This window comes from Mesorhizobium sp. M7A.F.Ca.US.005.03.2.1 (assembly GCF_003997795.1).
GTDB classification, from domain to species: domain Bacteria; phylum Pseudomonadota; class Alphaproteobacteria; order Rhizobiales; family Rhizobiaceae; genus Mesorhizobium; species Mesorhizobium ciceri.
The window spans coordinates 1-6,468 of sequence record NZ_RZRP01000326.1 but is presented as its reverse complement, the minus strand read 5'-3'; the positions used below and the strand labels follow the sequence as shown (position 1 = coordinate 6,468).

Here is a 6,468-nt window from a genome sequence, read left to right as displayed (position 1 = left end):
CTGCATGGCCAGCATGACGGTTTTCAGCGAGGTGCCCGGGTTGGCCCAGAACACTTGCGCGGCTTCCTCGGATTGGCCTTCGACGTCGGCGCACGACACCCAGACCGCCGGCTTGCCGTCGCGTTCGGCCGCCGCCACCAGCCCGTGATCGTCGATCTTGAAGCGCGTCGTCTTGCGGCGGTCGAGCCAGACCCAGCCGTCCTTGCCGTGCTCCAGATCGCGACGGTCGCGCATCACGTTCCAGGCGGTCAGCACCGACAGCGGGTTCACATTGGCGATGAAGTCTCGGACATAGTCGTTGGCGGGCCGCAGCACGATGTCTTCGGGCGCGCCGGTTTGCACGATGCGCCCACCCTCCATGATGGTGATGTGGGAGCCGATCTTCAGCGCCTCCTCGAGGTCGTGGCTGACGAAGATGATGGTCTTCTTCAATTCAGCCTGCAGCTGCAGCAATTCGTCCTGCAGCTTGGTGCGGATGAGCGGGTCGAGCGCCGAGAACGGCTCATCCATCAACAGGATCGGCGCCTCGGTGGCGAAGGCCCGCGCCAGGCCGACGCGCTGCTGCATGCCGCCCGAAAGCTCATGCGCGTATTTCTTCGACCACTGGTCGAGATTGACCAGCTTGAGCTGGCGTTGCACGCGCTCCTTGCGCTCGGCTTCCGGGACGCCGGCGAGTTCGAGGCCGAGACCGACATTCTCCTCCACCGTGCGCCATGGCAAAAGGCCGAACTGCTGGAACACCATCGCCACCTGTTTCTGGCGCAGGCGCCGCAAGGTCGCCTCGTCGCAGGTGACGACATCGACGGTCTTGTCGCCATCCTTGACCAGCACCTGGCCGCGCGACACCACGTTGAGCCGGTTGACCGCCCGCAGCAATGTCGACTTGCCCGAACCGGAGAGGCCCATCAGAACGGAGATCTCGCCCTCGTTCACGGTCAGGCTGGCGCCGGCGCAGCCCAGTACATTGCCGGTCTTTTCGAGGATCTCGGCGCGGCTGGCGCCGGCGTCGATCATCTTCAGCGATCCGGCCGGGTCGGCGCCGAAGACGATATCGACGTTCCTGAAATCGACGGCGACGGTCATTTCTTGCCTCCAACGGCGATGCGGGTCATCCGGTCGAGCACGATGGCCAAAACGACGATGGCAAGCCCCGCCTCAAGCCCGAGGTCGATGCGGCGCGAGCCGAGCGCCCGGTTGATCTCGGTGCCGAGCCCGCCGGCGCCGATCAGTGCGGCAAACACCACCATCGACAGCGACAGCATGATCGATTGCGTCAGGCCGGCCATGATGGTGGGCAGTGCCGACGGCAGTTCCACCTTCCACAGCAGCTGGCTCTTGGTGGCGCCGAAAGCCTCGCCGGCCTCGACGATCGACTTCGGCACCGAGACGACGCCCAGATGCGTGAGCCGGACCGCGGTCGGGATGACGAAGATGATGGTGACGATGAGGCCGGGCGCGTTGCCGAGGCCGAACAGCGTCAGCACCGGGATCAGGTAGACGAAGGTCGGCAGCGTCTGCATCAGGTCGAGCACCGGCAGCATGACGCGGTAGACCATCGGCTTGTGCGCTGCCCAGATGCCGAGCGGCACGCCGATGGCCATGGCCATGGCAGCGGCCGCGACGACCAGCACCAGCGTCTGCACCGTCTGCTTCCAAAGGTTCTGGTTGATGATGAAGATCAGGCCGAGAAAGACGCCGATGGCAAGTGGCCGCGAGCGTTGCAGCAGCCAGGCGATAACAGCGATGATCAGCGCCAGCAGCACCGGCGGCACCATCAAGAGGATGCCGACCAGCCCATCCAGCAGGAAATTGAGGCCATTCGAAAAGGCCCTGAACACAGTGTCGAAATTGTCGGTGAGGAAACCGAAGAAGGCCTTTCCCCAGGCGCCGATCGGAATCTTGTGATCGACCATGAATTTCGAAATCGGATCCATATCGCCCCTCTCGTGCAGGAGACAGCCCTGCCCCTCGGCCTCGACCGTCGTCATCTTGTCACAGGATATGAAAAAGGGCAGCCTTTTCTAAGATGGCTGCCCTTCCTGGTTCGGCTTTGCCGAATTCAGTCGGCTCAGCTTCCGAGCGCGGTCTTGATGGCGGCGGCAGCGTCACCGCCGTCGAAGGTAGTCACGCCGGCTATCCACGGGGCAACGGCATCCGGGTGCTTCTTCAGCCAGTCGGTTGCAACCGTATTGGCGTCGCCGCCCTTGAGGATCGCGTCCATCATCTCGCCTTCCATGTCCAGGTTGAACTTCAGGTTGGCGATGAACTTGCCGGCGTTCGGGCATTCGGTGGTGTAGCCCTTGCGCACATTGGTGTAGACGGTGGCGGCGCCGAAGCCGCTGTCGCCCATGCCGTCGAGATAGGTGATCTTCATGGCGCCCATCACCGGATGCGGCGTCCAGCCGAGGAAGGCGATCCATTCATTGTTCTTCATCGACTGCTCGGCCTGCGTCAGCATGCCGGCTTCCGAGGATTCGACCAGCTCGAAGCCTTCGAGATTGTCCTTCGGGTTCTTGATCATGTCGAGGATGATGCGGTTGCCGTCATTGCCGGCCTCGATGCCATAGATCTTGCCGTTGAACTTGTCCTTGAACTTGCCGATATCGGTCAGCGATTTGACGCCGGCGTCGGCGACATAGGTCGGCACGACGATGCCGTAGCCGGCGCCGGTCAGGTTGGTGCTGATCGTCTCGACCGAACCGTCGGCTGTATAGTCCTTGATGTCGTTGGTCATCGACGGCATCCAGTTGCCGAGGAACACGTCGAGATCCTTGTTCTTCAGCGACGCCATGGTCACCGGCACCGACAGCTGGATCGTTTGCGGCTCATAGCCGAGCGCGGTCAGCAGCACGGAGGCGACGCCGGTCGTCGCCTGGATGTCGGTCCAGCCGACGTCGGAAAGGCGCACCGCCTTGCAGCTTGCCGGATCACCGGCGTAGGCAGCGCTGGTTGACAAAAAAGCCGCCAGGCCGAGGCCGGCGACGAAAGAGTTCATACGCGACATAGACAGTCTCCCATTGTGATTCTTTGGCGAAGCGTAGCTACGGTTTCTATGCCCGCCTTGTTTCGTCAGCCAAACACCATTCTGGTGTGGTTTCAAGCATTAAGACAATCACGATCAACGGCGCGGGCTGGCCAATCAGCGACACATCAGGCGCTTTTGTCTGGCCAGCCGGCTTTTTCAGGGGAATGCCGCTCTGGCCCCTCCCCGTGTCAGGCCAAGTCGGCTTAAAAGAGCGGCATGGCCAAGCTTTACTTCCACTACGCGACGATGAACGCCGGCAAGACGACGATGCTCTTGCAGGCCTCTTACAATTACCGCGAGCGCGGCATGGGCACGATGCTGTTCGTCGCCGGCCACTACCGCAAGGGCGATACAGGCCTGATCTCGTCGCGCATAGGCCTGGAGACGGAAGCCGAGATGTTTCGCGACGGCGACGATCTGTTCGCCCGCGTCGCCGCTCATCACGCGCATACGTCGGTGCATTGCGTCTTCGTCGACGAGGCGCAGTTCCTCGAGGAAGAGCAGGTCTGGCAGCTCGCCCGCATCGCCGACCGGCTGAACATCCCGGTCATGTGCTACGGCCTGCGCACCGATTTCCAGGGCAAGCTGTTTCCCGGCTCGCGCGCGCTGCTGGCCATCGCCGACGATTTGCGCGAAGTGCGCACCATCTGCCGATGCGGCCGCAAGGCGACGATGGTCGTGCGCCTCGGCCCCGATGGCAAGGTGGCGCGCCAGGGCGAGCAGGTGGCGATCGGCAAGGACGTCTATGTCTCGCTCTGCCGCCGCCACTGGGAGGAAGAGATGGGCCGCGCCGCGCCAGACGACTTCATCGGCTTTATCAAGGGCTGACGGTCGGCGGCCTTGACCCCGGCCCTATGCAGCGTTTCTTAAGGCCTCGGTACTATAACGCAGCCAGCCAGAGCTCCCCGGGGTCAGCCATGCTTCGAGCCGCTTCGTTCGCCAGTATCCTTCTCCTTGCCAGCTCGCTCGTAGCCCATGCCGGCGGTGATCCTGCCCTGGGCAAGAAGGTCTTCAACCGATGCATGGCCTGCCATGACGCAGCCACCGACCGCGACAAGGTCGGTCCGCATCTGTTGGGCGTCGTTGGCCGCACCGCCGGCAGCGCCGAGAGCTTTCTTGGCCACTATTCCGAGGCGATGAAGAGTGCTGGCGCCGCCGGCCTGGTCTGGGATGAAGCCAATCTCGCCGAGTATCTCAAGGCCCCAAAGCTGAAGGTGCCGGGCAACAAGATGGCCTTCGGCGGCCTGACCAATGACGACGACATCGCCAATGTCATCGCCTATCTGAAGGCCGATCCCAAGCCTTGATCCGCTGTTCGTCAGCTCTGTAAAACCGGCTTTCCCCTTGCATATCGCGGCCGCGATTGCTTCAGTGATTTGCCGAATACAAAGGCATCCGTGCGCCATCGGCTTGCCGCATGAAAGTTCAATGACAGCTGAACTACGGCTGGCAGGCAAGCTAATCACGCCAGGCCCCCGCCTTCACTGGTTTTCAAGACCCTGATGGATTCTTTTGTTTTCACGCCGCCCTTGTCTTCACGTCTTTCAATCCCCCGATGCCCCACATATATTCGCCGCTGTTCGCGACCAGCGACGTCATGCCGAAGCGGGAGGCCCCAATGGCGACATTGCAGAATTTCGACGCCGAAATTGCCAAGACCAAGCAGGTCGTGCAGGACATGCGCTCCAAGATCGAGCAGTCCGGCACCATGCTTGATACGCTCGCCACATCGGACAAGAAGATCGGCGACGCCAATTTCGACCTCGAGAACGCCCGCATCGAGGATGTGCTGAAGCAGCAAAAGGTGATGGAAGGCAACATTGCCGACCTGATCATCGGCCTGGAGGACGCCACCAACGTCTTCGGCTCCGAGTTCGAGAGCATGAAGAACTACACCGGCTGGGAAAAATTCATCGGTATCTTCTCCAGCCAGAGCAAGCAGCGCATGCGCACCGACCGCGTCCGCAACATGTCGCTGGCGGGCAACCTGCAGGAATTGCTGGTCAAATCCGACACCATCGTCGGCATATTGAAGGCGCAGAAAGAGGTCCTCGACCAGCGCTACAAGACCTCGGAAACCAGCCTGTCGCAGGTGATCGAGCGCCGCAAGACCACCATGACCAACCTCGAAGCCGTGCAGAAGCGCATCGAGGAGCTCAACCCGATGCTGCTCGACATCGAAAACAAGATCGCCGCTTCGACCAGTCAGAAGGACCGCACGCAGCTCGAAGGCGAACGCTCCAAGCTGGCGACGGAATACAACGAAAAGCAGGCCAAGGAGCAGGAGCTGCTGGCCGAGAGCCAGACGCTCGAGCGCTACACCTCGATGTTCCAGACCTTCGTCGATTCGCTCAACAACCAGATCGCCGCGCAATCGACGCTGATCAACAAGCTGACCATCGATACCGAGCAGCGCATCGTGCTCTACAAGGCGCTGGAAGATTCGCTGAAGACCGCCGCCCAGCAGGACGTCGCCCACAAGATCAACACGCTGGGCAGCCAGGTCGACAACACCGCCGAGGAAACCATGGCCGGCATCGGTGCTGCTTCGCAAAAACACATCGGCGACCTACTCGAGATGCACGAGAAGAACATGGTCGCCACCGCCGACATCCAGCGCCGCAAGAAGCTGGCCGACGATGCCTTTGCCCGCCGCTTCGACGAGGTGCTGAAGAAGCACAATTCGGCAAACTACGTGCAGTCTTAGAGTGACAGGACTGCCCGCGAGCGCACAGGCATGACCCCCGAAAACGAAGCGGCGGCACGATATTTCTCCGCCATCACGGCCGCGCTGAGCGGCCTTGAAGTGTTCATGCGCGACGATCGCTCGCCGCTTTACCGGCACGGCATCGTCGCCAAGATCGTCGCCGAATACATCGCCCGGCTCGACAAGTCGTTTTCCTGCTGGCGCAACCGGCTGGGCTTCATGGACACGTTCCGCATTTCGCGGGCCGAAAGCGGATTCCCGGTGTTCCAGAACCTGCTCGAACTGGAAAACGACCGCCGCCAGGCCGACGCGCGGCTTGCCAACATCCCGCTCGCCGGCGAATTGCGCGAGGAAATGGCCGACTTCATCCTGCGCCACAAGGAATTCCCCGAGGCGCTGCAGAAGTCGATGGCCGAGCGGCTCTATCTCGAGGACGTGAAAAGCGAGAACACGTTCGGTCCCTTCACGCTGGCGCAAACCGCCAAGGTCTCGGTCAATCCGAAGACGGGACGGCCCTATTATCTCGTCCATTGGGCGACGTTCGACGGCAGCGCCAACCTGCCTCTGGTCTACATGGTGACGGTGGAGGATTCTTCCGACGCGATGATCCGCCAGCTTGTCGACAGGAACGGCAAACTCAACGAGACGGTCGACATTCCGCTGCCGGTCGACGGCCTGCTCAATCCCGAGCTTGCCCATCGTTTCGACGATTTCACCGAGAAGAACTCCGCCTATA

General features: G+C 61.8%; 6 protein-coding genes and 1 pseudogene. 4 read left to right on the top strand and 3 right to left on the bottom strand.

Features of this window, described 5'->3' with window-relative positions; all coding sequences use genetic code 11:
- From choV to EN991_RS18770, 3 genes are all read right to left on the bottom strand, one after another.
- Positions 1-1,083 (bottom strand): choline ABC transporter ATP-binding protein (gene choV, locus EN991_RS18780; RefSeq protein ID WP_127369286.1); only part of this gene is annotated, 1,083 nt, incomplete at its 3' end.
- Positions 1,080-1,934 carry a choline ABC transporter permease subunit gene (gene choW, locus EN991_RS18775; protein ID WP_127369285.1) on the bottom strand — a complete coding sequence of 285 codons (855 nt, stop codon included), beginning with the start codon at positions 1,932-1,934 and terminating at the stop codon, positions 1,080-1,082. The genes choW and choV, both read right to left, overlap by 4 nt.
- Before the next feature lie 134 nt (positions 1,935-2,068).
- Complete coding sequence (locus EN991_RS18770; protein ID WP_013529956.1) at positions 2,069-3,004, bottom strand: choline ABC transporter substrate-binding protein; 936 nt, start codon at positions 3,002-3,004, stop codon at positions 2,069-2,071.
- Positions 3,005-3,241: 237 nt separating this feature from the next.
- On the opposite strand from EN991_RS18770, the gene EN991_RS18765 reads away from it, so the two are divergent.
- From EN991_RS18765 to EN991_RS18750, 4 genes and pseudogenes are all read left to right on the top strand, one after another.
- Entirely contained in the window at positions 3,242-3,853 is a 612-nt protein-coding gene (locus tag EN991_RS18765; RefSeq protein ID WP_027162173.1) for a thymidine kinase, read from the top strand.
- Between the two features lie 89 nt (positions 3,854-3,942).
- Complete coding sequence (locus EN991_RS18760) at positions 3,943-4,332, top strand: cytochrome c family protein (RefSeq protein ID WP_027162174.1); 390 nt, start codon at positions 3,943-3,945, stop codon at positions 4,330-4,332.
- Positions 4,333-4,643: 311 nt separating this feature from the next.
- Positions 4,644-5,732 (top strand): hypothetical protein, encoded by a 1,089-nt coding sequence (locus EN991_RS18755; protein ID WP_024504535.1) that lies wholly within the window; start codon positions 4,644-4,646, stop codon positions 5,730-5,732.
- 30 nt (positions 5,733-5,762) lie between these two features.
- Positions 5,763-6,468: pseudogene (locus EN991_RS18750) on the top strand (hypothetical protein); the annotation flags it as partial.

Excerpts from the sequence above, each read along its gene's own strand:
- choW (WP_127369285.1), bottom strand. The coding sequence starts at position 1,934 with ATGGATCCGATTTCGAAATTCATGGTCGATCACAAGATTCCGATCGGC.
- EN991_RS18765 (WP_027162173.1), top strand. The coding sequence starts at position 3,242 with ATGGCCAAGCTTTACTTCCACTACGCGACGATGAACGCCGGCAAGACG.
- EN991_RS18760 (WP_027162174.1), top strand. The coding sequence starts at position 3,943 with ATGCTTCGAGCCGCTTCGTTCGCCAGTATCCTTCTCCTTGCCAGCTCG.
- EN991_RS18770 (WP_013529956.1), bottom strand. The coding sequence starts at position 3,004 with ATGTCGCGTATGAACTCTTTCGTCGCCGGCCTCGGCCTGGCGGCTTTT.
- EN991_RS18755 (WP_024504535.1), top strand. The coding sequence starts at position 4,644 with ATGGCGACATTGCAGAATTTCGACGCCGAAATTGCCAAGACCAAGCAG.